Consider the following 17923-nt stretch of genomic DNA (forward strand, 5'->3'; position numbering starts at 1 on the left):
GCGGGCCGGCGGGCCGGCGGGCCGCTCGGGGGCGTCAGACCTGTTCGGCCGCCGGCCGGCGTACACCGGGCAGGTGCACGACGAGAAGGGTGAAGGCGGCCAGCGCGACGTTGCGGGCCGCGGCGTCCAGGCCGTTCCAGTCGGACGACTGCCACATGGCGAACCACTCGCCGCCGATCGCGAGGAAACCGAGGCCGAAGAGCAGCAGCACCATCACCAGGCCCACCGTGCTCGCCGCTCGGGCACGGTCGTACGCGTCGCGGCGCAGCCCCGTGATCCAGAACCAGGTGGCGGCGAGGAGGACCAGCGCGGCCAGGGTCCCCCAGACGATGACGGCGACGTAGGCGGCGTTCTGGAGGGCCGGGGATTCGACGGCCCGCCACATCAGGTCGGGGTCCTTGAACGTGGTGTCCATGCTCAGGACGTGCTGGACGAACTGCTGGTTGGTCCCGAAGTCCGTGATGTTCCCGAAGGCGACCAGGGTCATGTAGAGCGCGACGGTCGCCGTCAGCGCGGTCGCGGCGACGGGCGGCGCGCCCAGTCGCAGCAGCCCGCCGCCGCGGCTTGCCGTGGTCGTCGCCGTGGATCGGGCGCCGGAGTCGGTGCCGTTCGGCCGATGGGACTGTGCCATGGGTGGGTCCTCCCTCGTCGTGACGTGGGACCCGTACGCGGGCGGGCCCCACCGTCTCCTCCCCACGCGGGCACCCTTCCAGCCGTCCTGACCGACCGCGGCGGGGCGGGGCGTGGCTCGGCCCGCCCGTTCGAGGAGGTCGCGCGGGCGGGCCGAGAGGTGCCGTCAGGCCTTGTGCTGCATGGAGCTGCGTGCGGGGTTGCCCTGCTCGGCGGCCTTGGGGTCCTTCTCGTCGGCCTTGGCGCGCACGCCCTGCTCGATGCGCTCGCCGACGGTCTTGTCGATGTTCTTCCAGTAGGCGAAGGCGCGCTCCAGGACGGGTTCGGTGACGCCGTTGAGGAGGTGGCCCACCACGTTGTCGACCAGGCGGTCGCGGGCCGCGTCGTCCATGACGTCGCGGACGAGGGTGCCGGGCTGGCCCCAGTCGTCGTCCTCCGGGTGGTCGACGTACGCCGCCCGGGTGATCTCGCCGTCCGCCGTCCAGCTGGGCGGCGTCCCGTAGCGGTCGGTGTCGGCGGCCGGCCCGCCCTTGGAGTTGGGGGCGTAGACCGGGTCGGTCGTCTTCCGGTAGGCCATCGCCCCGTCCTTCGAGTACGTGTGGACGTCGACGACGGGCGCGTTCACGGGCAGCTGCTGGTAGTTGCCGCCGATGCGGTGGCGGTGGGCGTCCGCGTACGAGAACAGGCGCGCCAGCAGCATCCGGTCGGGGCTCGGCCCGATGCCGGGGACGAGGTTGTTCGGCTGGAAGGCGGCCTGTTCGATCTCCGCGTGGTTGTCGGTGGGGTTGCGGTCCAGGGTCATGCGACCGACGGGGATGAGCGGGTAGTCGCCGTGCGGCCACACCTTGGTGAGGTCGAACGGGTTGAAGCGGTACGCGGCCGCTTCCTCGTACGGCATGACCTGCACGTACAGCGTCCAGGAGGGGAAGTCTCCGTCGCGGATGTGCTCGAAGAGGTCGCGCGTGTGGTAGTCGGTGTCGGCGGCCGCCATCTGGTCGGCCTCGTGTTGCGTGAAGTACTCGATGCCCTGGTCGGTCTTGAAGTGGTACTTCACCCAGAAGCGTTCGCCGGAGGCGTTGATCCACATGTAGGTGTGGGAGGTGTAGCCGTTCATGTGGCGCCAGGTGCGCGGGATGCCACGGTCGCCCATCAGCCAGGTCACCTGGTGGGCGGACTCCGGGGAGAGGGTCCAGAAGTCCCACTGCATGTCGTGGTCGCGCAGGTTGTTGTCCGCGCGGCGCTTCTGGGACCGGATGAAGTGCTGGAACTTCATCGGGTCCTTCACGAAGAAGACCGGCGTGTTGTTGCCGACCATGTCGTAGTTGCCCTCGGAGGTGTAGAACTTCAGCGCGAAGCCGCGCGGGTCGCGCCAGGTGTCCGGGCTGCCCCGCTCGCCGGCCACGGTGGAGAAGCGGGCGACCAGTTCCGTGCGCGCACCCGGCTGGAACAGTGCCGCCTTCGTGAAACGGCTGACGTCGTGGGTGACCTCGAAGTGGCCGAACGCACCACTGCCCTTCGCGTGCGGCTGGCGTTCCGGGATCCGTTCGCGGTTGAACTGCGCCATCTGCTCGATCAGGTAGGCGTCCTGCAGCAGGACCGGCCCACCGGGGCCCACGGTGAGCGAATGCTCGTCGCTCTCCACCGGGGCACCGGAATCGGTCGTGGTGACGGGGCGGCTGTCGGTCATTCGGTCACGCTGCCTTTCCTCGTGTCGGACAGGGGCCCGCCCCCGGTCGGCCCGGCCTCAGGGGCCGGGCGCCGTCGGCCGGAGGTCCCGTCGGCGGGGCACCCCACAGGGCGGGCTGGCATGCGGGAGGCACGGCGGCGCCCCTCCGCTCGCCACAGGTCTCGGCCTGAGCCCGTTCGGCCCATGCCGCCACCGGAGGCCCGCCCTCGCGCGAGCACGACCCCTCCGGTGGGCGAGCGGCGGCCCGCGGGCCGCCGCTGCCTTCCCGCGCGGTACGCCTGCCCGGTCCGGGGCTCCTTACACGGCGCGGCGTGGTGCGTCGGGGGCCGATCGCGGGGCATACGTGTGACCGGCGGGCCCGAAGGCGGCCCGCGGAACGACAGGAGCCACCGTTGCGCACCGTGGGAGTGGAAGAGGAGTTGCTGCTCGTCAGTGAGCGAACCGGGGAGCCGCTCGCGGTTTCCTCGGCGGTCCTGGCGTCGGCGGCCTTGGGCGCGGAGGAACAGGAGGAGGAGGTCTTCGAGAAGGAGCTCCACCAGGAGCAGGTGGAGTTCGCGACCCGGCCGGTGAGCGCCATGGACGAGCTGGAGGAGATGATCGTCCGGTGCCGGGCGGAGGCGGGGCGGCATGCCGAGCGGGCCGGTGCCCGGGTGGCGGCCCTGGCGACCTCTCCCCTGCCGGTGGAACCCTCGCGGAACCTGGGGAGCCGGTACCACTGGCTCGCCGAGCAGTACGGGCTCACCGTGCAGGAGCAGCTGACCTGCGGCTGTCATGTGCACGTGTCGGTGGAGTCCGACGAGGAGGGGGTCGCCGTCCTCGACCGGATCCGGCCGTGGCTGTACCCCTTGAACGCGATCAGCGGGAACTCGCCGTTCTGGCAGGGCCGGGACAGCGGCTACAGCAGTTACCGCAGCCGGGTCTGGAACCGGTGGCCGTCCGCCGGGCCCGTCGAACTGTTCGGCGGCGCCGACCGGTACCACGAGGTGGTGCGGGAGATGCTCGCCACCGGTGTGCTGCGCGACCAGGGGATGATCTACTTCGACGCCCGGCTGTCCCACAACTACCCGACCGTGGAGATCCGGGTCGCCGACGTCTGTCTGGAGCCCCGCACGACCGTGCTGGTGGCCGCGCTCGTCCGGGGCCTGGTCGAGACGGCGGCCCGGTCCTGGCGGGCGGGCGAGCCGCCGGCCCGCATGCCGGTCGGTCTGCTGCGGCTCGCGTCCTGGCGGGCGGCGCGCTCGGGGCTCGACGGGCCGCTCGTCGATCCCGTCACGATGCGGGAGCGGCCGGCGGAGGCGGTGCTCGAAGCGCTCGTCGCGCACACGGAGGACGCCCTGCGGGACACCGGGGACCTCGAGCTGGTGCGGAAGGGGATCGCGGACCTGCTCGCCCACGGGGGCGGTGCCCGGCGCCAGCGGCGGCTGCACGAGGACGGCCTCGACCTCGCGGAGGTCGTACGGGCCTGCGCCCGCATCACGACCGAGGCGCCGTAGCGCCCGCCGACGGGGTCCCCGCGGCGTCCGCGCGACCGTTTCGGCCGCCCTGGCGGGGGCAGGCGCACACCGCGTGGCGTCCGGGACCGGGCGCCGCCGTCACGGAGAGTGGAAGGAGCACGTCATGAGTGGTCGAGGCCGCGAGGAAGAGCCGCGCACCACGCCGTCCGAGGCGGTCGGCGAGAGCGGGGACGCGCAGGCCCGCCGGGAGGCGGAGGAGGCGATGCTCGGTCCGCGCCGGGCGGCGCACACCGACAAGGACGGGGACCGCGAGGAGAGCGGTGGCCCCGGCGCCGCCGGTGACCGGCGGCGCACGGAGCGGGACTGAGAAGCCTGGAAGTCGGAGAACCCGGAGGAGCAATGGATCACTCGCGCGCACCCGTACTCGAAGCGCTTCAGGATTTCCGGCGCCGCGGGGACGTCGTCTTCGGACCGCCGGGGCACAAGCAGGGCAGGGGCGTCGACCCCCGCGTGGCCGAGGTCGTCGGCCTCGACGTCTTCCGGTCCGACGTGCTCACCCTCAACGGTCTCGACGACCGGCGGGAGTCGCAGGGCGTGCTCGACCGGGCGCAGGAGCTGATGGCCGACGCGGTCGGCGCGGACCGGGCGTTCTTCTCGACCTGCGGCAGCTCGCTCTCGGTGAAGACGGCGATGCTGGCGGTCGCCGGGCCGGGCGAGAAGCTGCTGCTGTCGCGCAACGCGCACAAGTCCGTGATCGCCGGCGTGGTGGTGAACGGGGTGGAACCGGTCTGGGTGCACCCGAAGTTCGACGCCGAGCGGCACATGGCCCATCCCCCGGAGCCGGACGACGTGCGCCGGAAGCTGGAGGAGCACCCCGACGCCAAGGGGATGCTTCTCATCACCCCCACCGAGGGGGGCACCTGCGCCGACGTCGCAGGCGTGGCCGAGGTGTGCCACGCGTACGGCGTGCCGCTGATCGTGGACGAGGCGTGGGGCGCGCACCTGCCCTTCCATCCGGACCTGCCGGTGTGGGGCATCGACGCGGGGGCCGATCTGGTGGTCACCAGCGTGCACAAGATGGGCGGGGCGATCGAGCAGAGTTCGGTCTTCCACCTCCAGTACGACCGGGTCTCCCCCGAGGTGCTGAAGCAGCGCGAGGACCTGCTCGGGACGACGAGCGCGTCGTCGCTGGTGTACGCGACGCTGGACGGCTGGCGGCGGCAGATGGTCGAGCGGGGCCGGGAGCTGCTGGACGGCGCGATGCACCGGGCGGCCCGGATCCGGAAGACCGTGTCCGAACTGCCCGGGATCGCCGTGATGGGGCACGACGAGATCGTCGGGGCGGGTCTCGCGGCGGATCTGGACCCGCTGAAGGTCGTCATGGACGTCCGGGGGCTCGGCGTCAGCGGCATGCAGGCGGCGGAGTGGCTGAGGACGGAGCGCCGGGTCGACGTCGGGGGCTCCGACACCTGCCGGATCAGCGCCTCGATCACGCACGCGGACGACGACGAGACGGAGCGGGTGCTGGTCGACGCCCTGCGCGCGCTGGTCGACGGGGCCGAGGGGATGGAACGGCGTCCCCGGGTGCGGCTGCCGGAGCCGCCGGCACTGGAGCTGGAGCAGGCCCGGCTGCCGCGGGACGCCTTCTTCGGGGAGGCCGAGCACGTGGCCGCGAAGGACGCGGTGGGCCGGATCGCGGCGGAGACGATCAGCCCGTACCCGCCGGGGGTGCCCGTGGTGGCGCCGGGCGAGGTGATCAACGCCGAGGTGGTGGAGTACCTCCGCAGCGGCGTGGAGCACGGGATGCTGATCCCCGACGCGGCCGATCCGTCCCTGGAGACCTTCCGCGTGGTGGCGCGCCACCGCTGAGGGGCGCGGGCTGCGGCACCCGTCGACCGGCGGTCGACGGGTGCCGTCCGTTCAGGCGGCGATGGTGAGCTTCACGGGTTCGGTGCCGGCGGCGCTGTGCCGCTCGGCCCAGTTCTCCAGCGCCGTACGGCAGGCGTGGTCGAGGTGGTGGAGCCGTGACAGGTCCAGTTCGACCGGGCGGTCCTGGGGAAGCGACTCCAGGCTGTCGAGGATCTTCGGCAGGCGGAGGAAGGTGGCGTTGCCGGCGAGGTACGCCCGGATCGGGCCGGCTCCCTTGTCGACGACCTCCATCTTGACGTGCGAGGCCTCCCACGCGGTCTTGGCGACCGCCAGGGCGAGACCGATCAGGACGCCCTCGAACATGTTCACGACGACGATGGACACGGCCGTGACCACCAGGACGACGGCCTCTCCCTTGTGCCCGCGCCACAGCCCCGCGAGCTGGCGGAACGGGATCAGCTTCCAGCCCGCGTGCACCAGGATTCCGGCGAGGGCCGCCAGCGGGATCAGGGCGAGGGCGAACGGCAGCACGGCGGCGAACAGCAGCAGCCACACGCCGTGCAGGACCCGCGAGGCCTTGGTCCTGGCACCGGCCTCGACGTTGGCGGAGCTGCGTACGATCACCGCGGTCATCGGCAGCGCGCCGAGCAGGCCGCACACGGTGTTGCCCGTGCCCTGGGCGAGCATCTCCTTGTCGTACTCGGTCCGTGGACCGTCGTGCAGCCGGTCCACGGCCGCCGCGCTGAACAGGCTCTCCGCGGACGCGATCAGGGCGAACGCGATGATCGTGCCCCAGAGGGCCGGGGTGGCGAGCTCGGCGAAGGCCTGGGCGCCGGGCGGTTCGATGACGCCCAGCAGTCCCTCCACCTCGACCGTGGCGACGGGCAGGCCGAATCCGAGCGAGGCGGCCGTCGCCAGCACGACCGCGGCGAGGGCGCCGGGCACGGACCGCACCCGCTTCGGCAGCTTCTTCCACAGCACGATGACGGCGATGGTGCCGGCACCGATCGCGAGGGAGGCCAGGGCCTCCGTGTTCCCGAGCACGTCGGCGAAGGCCCGGGGCAGGCCCACGATCTTGCCTATGCCGGTCTCCGGGGCCTTGAGGCCCGCCGCGGCGTAGAGCTGGCCGGCGATGATCACCAGGCCGATGCCGCAGAGCATGCCCTCGACGACGGAGACGGAGATGGCCCGGAACCAGCGACCCACCTTGAGGAAGCCCATGGCGAGCTGGAGCAGGCCGGCGGCCAGCACGATCACGCCGAGCGTGCCCACTCCGTACGTGCTGACCGCCTCGAAGACGATCACGGTCAGGCCCGCCGCGGGTCCGGAGACCTGGAGGCTGCTGCCGGCCATGGAACCGGTGACGAGGCCGCCCACGATGCCGGTGACGAGGCCGAGTTCGGCCGGGACGCCGGAGGCGACCGCCACGCCGACGCACAGCGGGACGGCGACGAGGAAGACCACGACGGACGCGAGGAAGTCCTGGCGCAGGTGCGGGAAGCGGCGGCGCGCGCCGGCGGTCACGCCGCTCACAGCGCCTCGAACGCGTCGGTGTCCGGGCGGTGCTCGCGCACGGCGCCGGTGCCGACCTCGTAGTACCAGCCGTGCAGCCGGAGGCGGCCCTCCGCCAGCCGCTTCTCCACGCACGGGTAGGAGCGCAGCCGCAGCAACTGGGTCAGGACGTGGTTCTGCACGGCCTCGGCCACCGCCGGGTCGGCCGGATCGGAGGAGCGGGGCTCGTCCGCCGCGTGCGCGAGCCAGTCCCGGACGGCGGGCACGGCGCTCAGGTCGTCGCCGCGGACCAGCGCGCCGACGGCGCCGCAGTGGGAGTGTCCGCAGACCACGACGTCGCCGACGCCGAGGACCTCCACGGCGTATTCGATGGTGGCCGCCTCGCCGGTGGGGGTGCCGGAGGCGTAGGGGGGAACGATGTTGCCGGCGGTGCGGAGCTCGAAGAGCTCGCCGGGACGGGCGCCGGTGATCAGGGCCGGGACGACCCGGGAGTCGGAGCAGGTGATGAACAGAACCGCGGGGGACTGGCCTGCGGCAAGGCCGGTGAACTCCTCCGGGCGCTGTCCGAACGCCCGCGCGTTGTCGATGAGGGGTTGCATGGCGTGGTGATTCCTCCTGGCGCGCGAGGGTGCGCGTCGGGTGCGTGACGGGGTGTGGGGGGGGTACCGCTCCGCCCCTGTCAGCAGCGGAACACCTGGAGGGTGGCGCGGGAGGGCGCTCTGGAGCCTCTCTGCCAGGGCGTGTGCGGGGTGCCGGTCACCGACGCGGCGTCTCCGGCCGCCGGTTCGCGCTGCGGGGCCACCGCCGGCCGGTCGGGCCGGGCGGACGCGCGCGGGACGACCGCGCGGTGCCGTTCACGGGCCTGGGGCGGTCCGACCGGGTCACCCCAGGAGGGGTGGACGGCGGGGACCGAAACGTCGCAGGGCGGCCCGGCGACGAGCGGGATGACCGCTCCCTGCCCACCGAGGGCGGCGTGGCGCTCGGTGTGCGCGTGTGCGAAGGGCGTGGTGGAGGCGAGCAGCGACGACGCGAGCAGCGCGACGGCGAGGAGCGTCACCACGCACCGGGTCGTCGCGACTCGTGACATGCGGCTTCTGCTTCCTTTTCGGCGAGATCACACGTATAGACCGGACCAATAATTGGTCAAGGGAAGGTCAAGACGCATGCTAATCCAGCGGAGTTGCCCTCGGGGTTAACGCGAGGTTTCCGTCTGCACAGAGCCTCAAAAGCGCGGAGGAATGGCCGGATCCACTCGATCGCGAAAGCGATTCCGAGGAAGGCCGGAGGTCGGCGGGCCGTCGGGCGGGGCCGGAGGGAAGCGGGCCGCCTCCCGGTGCGGGAGGCGGCCTCGGCGTCACTTGGGCATGAGGACGGTGTCGACGATGTAGACGTGGGCGTTGGCCGTCTTGACGTTGCCGCAGACGACCTCGGAGCTGTCGTTGACGGTGTAGTCCTGACCGGAGCCCTTGGTGGTGATCACGCCCTTCTGGAGAGTCTCGAAGCTGCCGTTCTCCAGCTGCGCGGGCGTCAGCTTCTGACCGACGACGTGGTACGTGAGGATCTTGGTCAGGGTCGCCTTGTCGGCGAGGACCTTGTCGAGGTCCGCCTTCGGGATCTTCGCGAAGGCGTCGTTCGTCGGCGCGAAGACCGTGATGTCCTCCGCGTTGTTGAGCGTGTCGACGAGTCCGGCCGTCTTGACCGCCGTGACCAGGGTGGACAGGGCCGGGTTGTTCGACGCGGCGGTGGCGACCGGGTCCTTCGCCATGCCGTCGAACGACCCCGCGCCCTCCTTCGGCACGCCCGCGCAGGCCGGACCGAAGGGCTGGTCGTCCGTCATCGCCTCCTCGGAGGGCGTCGCACTCGTCTGCGCCTGGTCGCCCGCCGCGCTCGTCGGCGCGGCCTTGGTGTCACTGCCGGAGTCCGAGCACGCGGCCAGGGAGACGGGCAGCAGGGCGGCCACCGCGACGGCGACGGCGGTGCGGCGGAACTTCGTCTGGTTCATGGTCAGTTGCTCCTCGAAAGGCTTCTGTCGGATGTCTGTGGAGGCGGCCGCGCGGTGCGGCCCTTCGGCCGCCCGGCGGTCCGGGCGAGGGTGACGAACAGGCCGTGCCGTCCGCTCGCTCGTCGGCACGGACGAGACGGACGGGGTCGCGGCGGAAGCCGCTCACACCCGCTATTCGGCGGCCCCCGCCCGGCGGATGGGTCCGTCCCCCGAACGAGTGAGACCGCGCCGGCGGAGCACGCGGGCGCATCCGAAGGCCCGGCCGTTCCGAAGGAGTGGTGAAGCGCCGCGGTCGAGCGGCGTGTCGAAGGGCGGGAGCGGTCGCGGTGGAACGGCGGAGGGCGGCGGTCGTCGGCGCGGGGGTGGCGGACCTGACGGCCGCGCACGTCCCGGCGTCCTCGTACGAGGTCCCCGCGCCTGCTCGCCCGCACCGCGTGGCAGCCGGCCCTCGCCGTCCTCGTCTCCCCGGTCCTCATGCCCCTGCTCCTCACCGTCGGCAGCGGCAAGCTCCTGCCGGAGAAGCACGTGTCCGGGCGTCCGGGCCACGCCGCGTACTCCGCGCGCACCGGCGGGTTCTTCCCGCCGCCGCCGGACAGGAGCCAGCACGGATGAACTCGCAGCGTTTTCGCATCGTAGGGTGAAGGCATGGACGACACCGCACACGGCATCACCACGGGCGCCGTGGCCCGACGCCTCGGGGTCTCCCCCACCACCGTCCGCTCCTGGGAGCGGCGGTACGGGATCGGGCCCGCCGTCCGGGCGGACGGACGGCACCGGCGCTGGAGCCCCGCGGACGTCGCGATGCTGGAGGAGATGTGCCGCCTCACCGCGTCGGGCGTCCCGCCCGCCGAGGCCGCACGGGCCGCCGGGAAGGTGCGGAAGGCGGCGGAGACGCGGACCCCCGCGGTGCCGGACGGCCGCGCCGCGGCCGTCCGGCCGCCCGCCGGCGGAGCAGTCGCCGAGCCCGCCGCGGAACCGGCTCCCGGGCCGGCCCGGTCCGCGAGGGCCGGCAGCGGCCTGCCGCTGGGCGACGTGCGCCAGGAGTGCCGAGGGCTCGCCCGTGCCGCCGTGCGCCTCGACGGTGCCCTGATGGAGGCGATGCTCGGGGCGGCGCTGGCGACGTACGGGCTGGTCACCACCTGGGAGGAGATCATGACGCCCACGCTGCACGCGGTCGGGCGGAAGTGGGAGTCGTCGGGCGACCGCTACGTCGAGGTCGAGCACCTGCTCTCCTGGCACGTCTCCACCGCCCTGCGGCGGGCCGCCGTCACCGGACCCTCCGTCGCCTCGCAGGGTCCTCCGACCCTGCTGGCCTGCGTCCCCTCGGAGCAGCACACGCTGCCCCTGGAGGCGCTCGCCGCCGGCCTCGCCGAACAGGCGTTGCCGACGAGCATGTTCGGCGCCGCCGTCCCCGCCGAGGCCCTCGACGCGGCGGTGCGGCGGTCCGGGCCGGCCGCCGTCGTCCTCTGGTCCCAGGCCCGCTCCACCGCCGACCACGCCCTGGCCCGGCACATCGCGGGGACCACGTTCGGGATGCGAGGAGCGCGCACGGGCCCGGTGGTCCTCCTGGCGGGCCCCGGCTGGCGCGGCCGCGCCCTCGCCCCCGGCACGGCCCGTCCGGGCGGCCTGCGGGAGGCGATCGGCCTGATCTCCGGGCTGTACGGGGAGCCGTCGGCCGGGAACGACGGGGAGCGGGCCGGAGGCACCGGCGTCTGACGCGGGCGGTCCGTGCCGGCCCGGCACGGACCGGAGGAGCGCGTGCGTCAGGGGCACGTGCGTCAGGGGCGCGTGCGTGGCGCGGGTACCTCAGCGGGCGGCGTGGACGCCGGCGAGTTCGAGGCTGTGCCGCATCCGCTGGAGGCCGCGGCGGGTGTGGCTCTTGACCGTGCCGAGCGGCATGCCGGTACGGTCGGCGATCTGGGTCTGGGACAGGTCGGCGAAGTAGGCGAGCTCCAGGACGTCGCGCTGGACGCGGGGCAGCCGGGACAGCTCCTCGGTGACGACCAGCCGCTCCAGGACGCGGTCGTGCTCCTCGTCCCTCCGGCCCTCGTGCTCCAGGAGGGTGCCGAGGGCGGCCATGAGTTGGGTGCGCCTGGTGCGGGCGGCCAGGGTGTCGGCGATCTTGCGCCGGGTGATGCCGACGAGCCAGGCGGGGAGGGAACCCCGCTCGGGACGGAAGTTCGCCCGCCCGCGCCAGGCGGCGGCGAACACCTGCTGGGTGATGTCCTCCGCCTCGCGGGGGTCACCGAGGGCCCGTGCGGCCAGCGCCTGGACCAGGCGGCCCCAGCGCTGGTACGCGGCGGCCAGGCACGTCTCGTCGCCGTCGGCCAGCCCGCGCGCGATCCGCTGCTCGTCGGCTTCGGGGTCGGCGTGCGTCGTGTCGGCGACGTCCTTCGCGAGGACTCCGGTGGCACGGTATGCGGTCATGGCGGTTCCTCCTCGGGTGGCGCACGCGCTCCCTCCGGGGTGCGGCCCGCCGTCACCGCGGAACGGCGGCGCCGGGGCCCCGGAGAGGCCGTGCCCCCTCACCGTCCGCCCTGAGCGCTCCTCACCTCAACTTGCATCGTTTACGCATCGAAGAAGAGGTGCACGCATCGTTTCAGGAGAGGCCGCGCAGCCGCCGGAACCGCTCCAGCCCCTCGGAGAGCCCGATCAGCGGGTCCGGGTAGTCGACGGCCGCCCGGTCGGGTCCGCTGAGCCGCCACGGCTCGTGGACGGCCGGGCCTTCGAGGCCCGCGAGCTCCGGCACCCAGCGGCGTACGTACCGGCCCTCGGGGTCGTACCGCCTGGCCTGGGCGACGGGGTTGAGGACGCGGTGGGGCCGGGTGTCCGTGCCGGTGCCGGCCACCCACTGCCAGTTGAGCTGGTTGTTCGCGAGGTCGCCGTCCACCAGCAGGCCGAGGAAGTGCCGCGCGCCCTCCCGCCAGTCGACGCAGAGCGTCTTGGACAGGAAGGAGGCCGTGATCAGCCTGCCCCGGTTGTGCATCCACCCCTCGTGGGCGAGCTGCCGCATGGCGGCGTCGACGAGGGGATAGCCCGTGCGCCCCTCCTTCCACGCCGCGAGGTCCGCCTCCGCGTCCGCGCCCACCCGCCAGCCGCCCGGCCGGGGCCGGTAGTCGGCCCCGGCCGCCGCGGGGCGCGCGGCCAGCACCTGGTGGTGGAAGTCCCGCCAGCACAGCTGCCGTACGAACGCCTCGGCGCCCGCCCCGCCCCGCTTCGCCGCCCGGTGCACCGCCTCGGTGGCGGACAGCGCGCCGAAGTGCAGGTAGGGCGAGAGGCGGGAGGTGGCGTCGCCCGCGAGGTCGTCGTGACCGTCCTGGTACGCGTCGAGGCGCGCGGACAGCCAGGAGGCGAGCCGCCTGCGGCCCGCGCTCTCACCTCCGGCGGGGAGGGCCGGCGACACGTCCGCGACGGCGGAGCGGCGCGGCACCGGCTCGGAGCGCACGTCCGACGGCACCCGCAGCCCCCTCGGGGCGGTGAAGGGGGTGCGGCGCGGCGCGGCGGCCCAGCGCCGGTGGTACGGGGTGAAGACGGCGTAGTGGTCCGACCCCTGCGGGGCGACGTCGCCGGGCGGGACGACGGTGACCACGCCGTCGTGCGCGTACAGCCGGCAGCCGTCCTCCTCCAGCGCCTTGCGCAGACGGTCCTCCCGCCGCCGGGCGAAGGCCGTGATCCCGGCGGCCATGTGGACCTCGTCGGCGCCGGTCCGCCGCGCCAGGGCCCGTACCTCGGCGGCCGTGTCGCCCTCCCGCACCACCAGCCGGCCGCCCCGGTCGCGCAGGGACCGGTCGAGGTCCGCCAGGCAGTCGGCGAGGAAGGCCAGCCGGTTGGGGGCCGCGAAGCCCGCGCGGTCCACGGCCGGATCGCGGACGAAGACCGGCACCACCTCGTCGGCCCCCTGGGCCGCCGCCCTCAGCGGCGGATGGTCGTGCACCCGGAGGTCCGAGGTGTACAGGACGACGGAGACGGTCATCGCGCTCTCCCTGCTCGGCCGCCGGTCGCGGGCGCGCGGCGCCGCGCCGGGGTACTGGTGTGGCACTTCTGCACAGGCGGTTCCCCCGGCCCCGGGGCGCCGGATGCACGCGGTCCCGGCGGCGTCGCCCCGGCGGCGCACCCCCGCACGGCGGGGTCCGCCCGGACGTCGGCGGTCACCCGCGGCCGGGTGACGCTCCCGTCCCCCCGCCGCCGGTCTTCTCGGCCGTCCGGGCGATGTTCCTGGCCATGCCGCCGAAGACCACGGCGTGGAACGGGGACACGCCCCACCAGTACGCCTGGCCGGCGAGGCCCCGGGGGTGGAAGAGCGCCCGCTGCCGGTACGAGGTCCGGCCCTCCTCGTCCCGTTCCACGGCCATCTCCAGCCAGGCGAGGCCGGGCAGGCGCATCTCGGCGCGGAGGCGCAGCAGGCGGCCGCGCTCGATCGCCTCCACGCGCCAGAAGTCGAGTGCGTCGCCGACGCGGAGGCGGTCGGCGTCCCTGCGGCCCCGGCGCAGCCCCACTCCGCCGACGAGCCGGTCGGCCCAGCCCCGGACGGCCCAGGCCAGCGGGAAGGAGTACCAGCCGTTCTCGCCCCCCACGCCTTCGACGACCCGCCACAGCGCCTCCGGGCTCGCGTCGACGGCGCGGGAGCGTTCGTCCGTGTAGAGGCTGCCGCCCGCCCAGTCGGGGTCGGTCGGCAGCGGGTCGCTGGGCGCCCCGGGCGGCGAGGCGGAGGACCAGCGGGTGGTGACCCGCGCCTCCCGCACGCGGCTGAGGGCCAGCCGGAGGGCCTCCGTGAAGGGGAGGGGCCTGCCGGGAAGGTCGGGGACGTGGCGGGCGATGTCGTGTTCCGCGCAGACCACCTCGTGCCGCAGCGACTCGGTGAGGGGGCGGGCCAGCGAGGACGGGACCGGTGTGACGAGGCCGATCCACTCGCTGGACAGCCGGGGGGTGAGGACCGGTACGGGGACGATGAGGCGCTTGCGGAGCCCGGCGACCTCGGCGTACCGCTCCATCATCTGCCGGTAGGTGAGCACGTCGGGTCCGCCGACGTCGAAGGCCCGGTTCACGTCGGCGGGCAGGGCGGCGCTCTCCGCCAGGTACCTCAGCACGTCGCGGACCGCGATGGGCTGGACGCGGGTGTCGACCCACGTGGGGGTGACCATGACGGGGAGCCGTTCGGTGAGGTACCGGAGCATCTCGAAGGAGGCCGATCCGGAGCCGATGACGACGGCGGCGCGCAGGACGGCGGTGGGGACGCCGGAGTCGAGGAGGATGCGGCCCACCTCGGTGCGGGAGCGCAGGTGCGGCGAGAGCTCGTTCTCCGGCACGCCGGCCGGGACGAGACCGCCGAGGTAGACGATGCGCCGCACGCCGGCGGACCGGGCCTCGGCGGCGAAGGCGCGGGCGGCGCGGCGGTCGGCGTCCTCGAAGCGGGCCGTCGAGCTCATGGAGTGGACGAGGTAGTAGGCGACGTCGGCGCCGGCGAACGCCTCGCGGAGGCTCTCGGCGACGGTGACGTCGCCGCGCACGGTCTCCACCCGGTCGGACCAGGGGAAGTCGCGCAGCTTGTCCGGGTGCCGGGCGAGGCAGCGCACCCGGTACCCCCTGTCGAGCAGCTCCGGTACGAGGCGGCCTCCGATGTAGCCGCTCGCGCCGGTGACCAGGCAGAGGGCTCCGTCGGCCGGGGTGGGAGTGTCCATGGGCTGATCCGTTTCACCGTCGGCGGTGGCGTACACGCTCCGTACGGTTCTTTCCTCGTGAGGGGGCACGCGGATGCGCCCGGTCGCCCCGCCGCGTCCGGGACGACGCGGCCGTCGCGCATGCGGAGGGCGCGTGGACGACCCCGGCGAGCGTGCGGCGGCGGGGCCAAGGCCCTGGACCGCGTGGAGCAGGGGGCGATCCCCCGCTCCGGATCCCGACGGCGATCCGAGTACTGCTCCGGCGCGGGCCGGGTAGACGCGGGGCCAGAACGAGAAAGGCGGAGGGGGCACCATGCGGACGCACGCGGAGAACCGAGGGCCCGGCGACGGCCGTCGCCCGCATCGCCGGCGGCTGACGGACGCCGAGTTCCGGGCGCTGATGCAGGAGGCCCGCGCGGAGGCCCGACGTCGGTCGCTCGGCGGACCACCGGCGGCGGAGGCCGACTTCGCGCTGCGCACGCAGCACGCCGAGTTCGGCGCGGGGGCCCACTGAGGCCCGCCGGGACGACCGGGCTCCGCCGCCCGGTCCGTCACCCCCACCGCGGCGGCGGCCGTACGGCCGTCGCCCGACCCCTGCGAAGAGGAGTACCCATGGACGGCATCGTGCTGCTCCGCGAAGACCACAAGAAGGTGGAGAAGCTGTTCAAGGAGTTCGAGCGGGCGGGAGACGACGCCCACGGGCGCAAGCGGGAGATCGCCGACGAGGTGATCCGGGAGCTCACCGCCCACGCCTGGATCGAGGAGCGGGTGTTCTACCCGGCGGCGCGGGAGGCCGCGCCCGACACCACGGACCACGTCCTGGAGAGCGTCGAGGAGCACCACGCCGTGTTGTGGATGCTGTCGGAGCTGGACGGACTCGACCCGGAGGACGAGCGCTTCGACGCCAAGATGACGGTGCTCATGGAGAACGTCCGGCACCACGTCGAGGAGGAGGAGAGCGACTGGTTCCCCGACGTGCGCAAGGCCATGGGCCGCAAGCGCCTGGTCGAGCTCGGGGAGCGGATGGCCGAGGAGCGCGGGAACGCGCCCGGCAGCCCCCTCGACGTCCCCAGCGCGGACTCGTGAGGGGGCCGGGACACGGGCCGGAACCGTCAGGGCCGGCCGGTGCATTCTTCGGGGCGGACGGGGTACTGGCAGACCCTCGGGGATCGGAGTCCACAGCGGTGCGTTCGGCAGGAGGGATCGAGATGAACCTCGTCGAAGGAGCCCCCGCGCCCGGTGGCACCGCCGCCGACGGCCGACGGCCCGCGGACCCCGGCCTCGCCTCCGGAGGGTCCGCGGCGCGCACGGCCGGCGATCCGCGGGGGCAGGATCTCCCGCCGGACCACACCCAGGCGATCCTGGAGGTCACGAAGGAGGTCGCGGCCGTCCTCAAGTCCTCGGGGTGCGCGTTCGCCCTGGTCGGCAGCGTCGCCGCCTACGCCCACGGCATCCCCGTGCGCCTCCAGCACGACGTGGACTTCGCCGTGCGCCGGGAGGACGCCGACCAGGTGACGCCCCTGCTCGCCGAGCAGGGCATCGAGATCGTCGAACCGCCCGAGGACTGGCTGATCAAGGGCCGCAGGAGCGGGGAGCACATCGATCTGATCTTCTCCCTCGCGGGCCGCCCCGTCACCACCGAACTGCTCGACCGCGCCGAGACCCTGCCCGTCGACTCGGTGCACATGCCGGTGCTCCACCCGACCGACCTCATGATCGGGCGGCTGGCCGCGTTCTCCGAGCACCACTGCGACTTCGGGCGTCTGCTTCCCGTCGCCCGCGGACTGCGGGAGCGCGTCGACTGGGACCGGGTGCGCGAGGAGACCGAGGACAAGCCGATGGCCGCGGCCTTCCTGTACCTGCTGGAACGGCTCGACGTCATCGAGCCCCGCCCCGGCGGCGGAGAGGAGCCGGCCGCATGACCGAACACGCCTCCCCAGAGGTGGAGTACCGGATCGCCCGGCTGCGGGAACGCCTGGCCGGCGACGACGTCGCCGAACTCGGTGTCCGGATCGAGCTCCGCGGCGCCACGGTCCTGCTGACCGGTTCGCTGGCCACGGCCGACCGGCGGGACGAGATCCTGCGGCTGGCGCGGGAGGAGCTGGACGGGATCGTCGTACGGGCCGATCTCACCACGCCCTCCGCCGACGCGCCCGACCACGGGGAGCAGCTGTCATGAGGCCGTCGACACCGATGTCCCCGGGCGGCGGGGACCACGTGGTCAGGGTGGCGGCGGTCGGTGACATCCACCTCGCTCCGGGCTGCGAGGGACTGCTCCGCCCCGCGTTCACGAAACTCCCCGAGTGCGCGGACGTGCTCCTGCTCGCCGGTGACCTGACGCGGCACGGCACCGTCGACGAGGCCAGGGTGGTCGCGGAGGAGGTCCGGGACATCGGCGTGCCGGTCGTCGCCGTGCTCGGCAACCACGACTACCACTCGGACCAGGCCGACGAGGTCACGCGGACGCTCGGCTCCGCGGGCGTCAACGTCCTGGAGGGGCAGTCGGCCGTCTTCTCCGTCGGGGACCACCGGGTCGGCGTGGCCGGCGCGAAGGGGTTCTGCGGAGGGTTCGCGGGCCGGAGCGCGGGCGCCTTCGGCGAGCCCGAGATGAGGGCCTGGGTGCGCGTGGCGCACGTCGGCGCCGAGCGCCTGGGCTCCGCGCTTGAGGAGTTGGCCTCGGAGCGCTGCGACGTCCGCGTGGCGCTGACCCACTTCTCGCCGGTCCCCGACACCCTGGCCGGTGAACCCGTCGAGATCTATCCGTTCCTCGGCAGCTACCTGCTGGCCGAGGCGATCGACTCCGTGGGCGCGGACCTCGCCGTCCACGGCCATGCCCACCTCGGGACGGAGCACGGCACGACGGCGGGCGGGGTCCGCGTCCGCAACGTCGCCCAGCCGGTCATCGACCGCGCGTTCGCGCTCTACGAGTTGCCCGTCCCCGCCCGCGAAGCCGCCTGAAGCCGCCGGGAGCGTGAACCGGAGTCCCGATGGTCCGGGAGCGCTCCCGGCGGGCAGGGGAGCGCCGGCGAGGCGGCCGCGGGCGGAGCACGCCCGATGCGCGGGTACGGGTGCGCGTGCACGTGCGGAACGGATACGGGGACGGATGGAAGGG

General features: G+C 74.0%; 19 protein-coding genes. 10 read left to right on the forward strand and 9 right to left on the reverse strand.

Translation table 11 applies throughout. The features are described from left to right. Positions 1–34: 34 nt before the first annotated feature. Together IE245_RS27460 and IE245_RS27465 are read right to left on the reverse strand one after the other, a co-directional pair. Positions 35–631 carry a DUF2165 domain-containing protein gene (locus IE245_RS27460; RefSeq protein ID WP_189952284.1) on the reverse strand — a complete coding sequence of 199 codons (597 nt, stop codon included), beginning with the start codon at positions 629–631 and terminating at the stop codon, positions 35–37. A 165-nt stretch (positions 632–796) separates the two neighbouring features. Next, positions 797–2317, reverse strand: coding sequence for a catalase (locus tag IE245_RS27465; RefSeq protein ID WP_189952286.1), 1521 nt, complete (start codon positions 2315–2317; stop codon positions 797–799). Positions 2318–2709: 392 nt separating this feature from the next. On the opposite strand from IE245_RS27465, the gene IE245_RS27470 reads away from it, so the two are divergent. The 3 genes from IE245_RS27470 (at position 2710) to IE245_RS27480 (ending at position 5640) form a co-directional block, all read left to right on the forward strand. Further along, positions 2710–3810 carry a glutamate--cysteine ligase 2 gene (locus tag IE245_RS27470; protein ID WP_189952288.1) on the forward strand — a complete coding sequence of 367 codons (1101 nt, stop codon included), beginning with the start codon at positions 2710–2712 and terminating at the stop codon, positions 3808–3810. Between the two features lie 124 nt (positions 3811–3934). Continuing rightward, positions 3935–4138 carry a hypothetical protein gene (locus tag IE245_RS27475; protein ID WP_189952290.1) on the forward strand — a complete coding sequence of 68 codons (204 nt, stop codon included), beginning with the start codon at positions 3935–3937 and terminating at the stop codon, positions 4136–4138. A 32-nt stretch (positions 4139–4170) separates the two neighbouring features. Next, entirely contained in the window at positions 4171–5640 is a 1470-nt protein-coding gene (locus tag IE245_RS27480) for an aminotransferase class I/II-fold pyridoxal phosphate-dependent enzyme (RefSeq protein WP_189952292.1), read from the forward strand. A gap of 51 nt (positions 5641–5691) precedes the next feature. On the opposite strand, the gene IE245_RS27485 is transcribed toward IE245_RS27480, so the two are convergent. The 4 genes from IE245_RS27485 to IE245_RS27500 all read right to left on the reverse strand — a co-directional run bounded on the left by IE245_RS27485 (position 5692) and on the right by IE245_RS27500 (position 9154). Next, on the reverse strand, positions 5692–7173 hold the full coding sequence (locus IE245_RS27485) for a SulP family inorganic anion transporter (RefSeq protein WP_229851571.1): 1482 nt from the start codon (positions 7171–7173) through the stop codon (positions 5692–5694). Continuing rightward, entirely contained in the window at positions 7170–7751 is a 582-nt protein-coding gene (locus IE245_RS27490) for a carbonic anhydrase (RefSeq protein ID WP_189952294.1), read from the reverse strand. Before IE245_RS27490 ends, IE245_RS27485 begins: the two co-directional genes overlap by 4 nt. Positions 7752–7831: 80 nt before the next feature. Beyond that, positions 7832–8239, reverse strand: coding sequence for a hypothetical protein (locus tag IE245_RS27495; protein WP_189952296.1), 408 nt, complete (start codon positions 8237–8239; stop codon positions 7832–7834). Between the two features lie 267 nt (positions 8240–8506). Then, positions 8507–9154: a fasciclin domain-containing protein gene (locus tag IE245_RS27500; RefSeq protein WP_189952298.1), complete on the reverse strand. Its 648-nt coding sequence runs from the start codon at positions 9152–9154 to the stop codon at positions 8507–8509. 474 nt (positions 9155–9628) lie between these two features. Between IE245_RS27500 and IE245_RS27505 the strand changes: the two genes are divergently transcribed. Together IE245_RS27505 and IE245_RS27510 are read left to right on the forward strand one after the other, a co-directional pair. After that, positions 9629–9766 carry a hypothetical protein gene (locus IE245_RS27505; protein WP_189952300.1) on the forward strand — a complete coding sequence of 46 codons (138 nt, stop codon included), beginning with the start codon at positions 9629–9631 and terminating at the stop codon, positions 9764–9766. Positions 9767–9799: 33 nt separating this feature from the next. Beyond that, positions 9800–10870 carry a MerR family transcriptional regulator gene (locus IE245_RS27510; protein WP_189952302.1) on the forward strand — a complete coding sequence of 357 codons (1071 nt, stop codon included), beginning with the start codon at positions 9800–9802 and terminating at the stop codon, positions 10868–10870. Between the two features lie 90 nt (positions 10871–10960). Here the strand turns inward: IE245_RS27510 and IE245_RS27515 are convergent, their stop codons facing one another. From IE245_RS27515 to IE245_RS27525, 3 genes are all read right to left on the reverse strand, one after another. Then, the gene (locus IE245_RS27515) at positions 10961–11581 is read right to left on the reverse strand and encodes a sigma-70 family RNA polymerase sigma factor (RefSeq protein ID WP_189952304.1); all 621 of its coding nucleotides are present in this window, start codon (positions 11579–11581) and stop codon (positions 10961–10963) included. A 172-nt stretch (positions 11582–11753) separates the two neighbouring features. Next, a complete protein-coding gene (locus IE245_RS27520; protein WP_189952306.1) occupies positions 11754–13127 on the reverse strand; it encodes a cryptochrome/photolyase family protein in 1374 nt (457 codons plus the stop codon). A 175-nt stretch (positions 13128–13302) separates the two neighbouring features. Next, entirely contained in the window at positions 13303–14832 is a 1530-nt protein-coding gene (locus tag IE245_RS27525) for an SDR family oxidoreductase (protein WP_189952307.1), read from the reverse strand. 292 nt (positions 14833–15124) lie between these two features. Here IE245_RS27525 and IE245_RS27530 point away from each other — a divergent pair, with 292 nt between their 5' ends. From IE245_RS27530 to IE245_RS27550, 5 genes are all read left to right on the forward strand, one after another. Further along, positions 15125–15325 carry a hypothetical protein gene (locus IE245_RS27530; protein WP_189952309.1) on the forward strand — a complete coding sequence of 67 codons (201 nt, stop codon included), beginning with the start codon at positions 15125–15127 and terminating at the stop codon, positions 15323–15325. 98 nt (positions 15326–15423) lie between these two features. Beyond that, the gene (locus IE245_RS27535; protein WP_189952311.1) at positions 15424–15897 is read left to right on the forward strand and encodes a hemerythrin domain-containing protein; all 474 of its coding nucleotides are present in this window, start codon (positions 15424–15426) and stop codon (positions 15895–15897) included. Positions 15898–16019: 122 nt separating this feature from the next. Next, complete coding sequence (locus IE245_RS27540) at positions 16020–16733, forward strand: nucleotidyltransferase family protein (RefSeq protein WP_189952313.1); 714 nt, start codon at positions 16020–16022, stop codon at positions 16731–16733. Continuing rightward, positions 16730–16990 carry a hypothetical protein gene (locus IE245_RS27545; RefSeq protein WP_189952315.1) on the forward strand — a complete coding sequence of 87 codons (261 nt, stop codon included), beginning with the start codon at positions 16730–16732 and terminating at the stop codon, positions 16988–16990. Before IE245_RS27540 ends, IE245_RS27545 begins: the two co-directional genes overlap by 4 nt. Positions 16991–17028: 38 nt before the next feature. Next, complete coding sequence (locus IE245_RS27550) at positions 17029–17769, forward strand: metallophosphoesterase family protein (protein ID WP_189952463.1); 741 nt, start codon at positions 17029–17031, stop codon at positions 17767–17769. Positions 17770–17923 lie beyond the last annotated feature (154 nt).

This window comes from Streptomyces roseolus (assembly GCF_014649855.1).
Lineage (GTDB): Bacteria > Actinomycetota > Actinomycetes > Streptomycetales > Streptomycetaceae > Streptomyces > Streptomyces roseolus.

Coding starts and splice junctions, on each gene's coding strand:
- IE245_RS27460 (WP_189952284.1), bottom strand. CDS start 631: ATGGCACAGTCCCATCGGCCGAACGGCACCGACTCCGGCGCCCGATCC.
- IE245_RS27465 (WP_189952286.1), bottom strand. CDS start 2,317: ATGACCGACAGCCGCCCCGTCACCACGACCGATTCCGGTGCCCCGGTG.
- IE245_RS27475 (WP_189952290.1), top strand. CDS start 3,935: ATGAGTGGTCGAGGCCGCGAGGAAGAGCCGCGCACCACGCCGTCCGAG.
- IE245_RS27480 (WP_189952292.1), top strand. CDS start 4,171: ATGGATCACTCGCGCGCACCCGTACTCGAAGCGCTTCAGGATTTCCGG.
- IE245_RS27490 (WP_189952294.1), bottom strand. CDS start 7,751: ATGCAACCCCTCATCGACAACGCGCGGGCGTTCGGACAGCGCCCGGAG.
- IE245_RS27495 (WP_189952296.1), bottom strand. CDS start 8,239: ATGTCACGAGTCGCGACGACCCGGTGCGTGGTGACGCTCCTCGCCGTC.
- IE245_RS27500 (WP_189952298.1), bottom strand. CDS start 9,154: ATGAACCAGACGAAGTTCCGCCGCACCGCCGTCGCCGTCGCGGTGGCC.
- IE245_RS27505 (WP_189952300.1), top strand. CDS start 9,629: ATGCCCCTGCTCCTCACCGTCGGCAGCGGCAAGCTCCTGCCGGAGAAG.
- IE245_RS27510 (WP_189952302.1), top strand. CDS start 9,800: ATGGACGACACCGCACACGGCATCACCACGGGCGCCGTGGCCCGACGC.
- IE245_RS27515 (WP_189952304.1), bottom strand. CDS start 11,581: ATGACCGCATACCGTGCCACCGGAGTCCTCGCGAAGGACGTCGCCGAC.
- IE245_RS27520 (WP_189952306.1), bottom strand. CDS start 13,127: ATGACCGTCTCCGTCGTCCTGTACACCTCGGACCTCCGGGTGCACGAC.
- IE245_RS27525 (WP_189952307.1), bottom strand. CDS start 14,832: ATGGACACTCCCACCCCGGCCGACGGAGCCCTCTGCCTGGTCACCGGC.
- IE245_RS27530 (WP_189952309.1), top strand. CDS start 15,125: ATGCGGACGCACGCGGAGAACCGAGGGCCCGGCGACGGCCGTCGCCCG.
- IE245_RS27535 (WP_189952311.1), top strand. CDS start 15,424: ATGGACGGCATCGTGCTGCTCCGCGAAGACCACAAGAAGGTGGAGAAG.
- IE245_RS27540 (WP_189952313.1), top strand. CDS start 16,020: ATGAACCTCGTCGAAGGAGCCCCCGCGCCCGGTGGCACCGCCGCCGAC.
- IE245_RS27545 (WP_189952315.1), top strand. CDS start 16,730: ATGACCGAACACGCCTCCCCAGAGGTGGAGTACCGGATCGCCCGGCTG.